Source organism: Vibrio sp. 03_296 (genome assembly GCF_002265885.1).
This window is the reverse complement of record NZ_NPKW01000671.1, coordinates 1-807: the sequence shown is the minus strand read 5'-3', so window position 1 is coordinate 807 and position 807 is coordinate 1. Positions and strand designations below refer to the sequence as shown.

Below are 807 nucleotides of genomic sequence, written 5' to 3'. Positions count from 1 at the left end.
ATTGTAGCTTCCTGTCGTCGATGGAAAAATTGGCTATATTGTCGGCACGCTTGCTGGTGCCATTACCACGGCGCTGATTGCGATTGCTCTAAAGAAAACCGTCAATGAAGATGAGAATTCGCAAGGCGATACACTGGCGTACTCTTCGGTAGTGGGGAAGGTCAAGCCGATATTCTTGCCGTCACTTCGTGTCCTTCTGGTGTGGCGCATACTTTCTTGGCGGCGAAATCGCTGGAAAGGCGGCATGCCTACTTGGGGTGAAAATCAAAGTGGAAACGCAAGGTGCCAACGGCATCATTAATCGAATTACGGCCAAAGATGTTCAAAGGGCTAAGTTTGTGATCTTTSCCACGACGTCGCCATCAAAGAACCCGAGCGTTTCAAGCACATCAAGGTCATCGACGTCACCACCAAAGACGCGATTTTAAATGCCGCGGCATTGATGCAGATGAAACGTTGATGGGGGAGAAGGGGAGCTTAAGCTCCCTGCTCTAAATAATCAGTGAGATGGAATGATGAAATGACGATTTCTTCTGCTCTCAAAGCATCATCTAAGCACAACGCCATATATGAGTCATTCCATCCGTCGTGAGTAAAGTCAATGACTAAGTAGTAGTCATTATTGAACAAAAAACAATAATGATTTTTTAACGATGTCAAGTTACGTGAGGATTCATATTTTACATAATGAGTAGATATTTTTGTATCAGGTGTTTTACCAATTGAAAGATCTTATTTCTTCTTAGAATAAAAGTCATTTCTACGTCTTCATTTGCGACGGTATGATTCATTATATTGCTCATGTAT

General features: G+C 42.8%; 1 pseudogene. It reads left to right on the top strand.

What is annotated here, in order from left to right:
* Positions 1-7: 7 nt before the first annotated feature.
* A pseudogene (locus tag CIK04_RS27035) lies at positions 8-460 on the top strand (fructose PTS transporter subunit IIB); the annotation flags it as partial.
* Positions 461-807 lie beyond the last annotated feature (347 nt).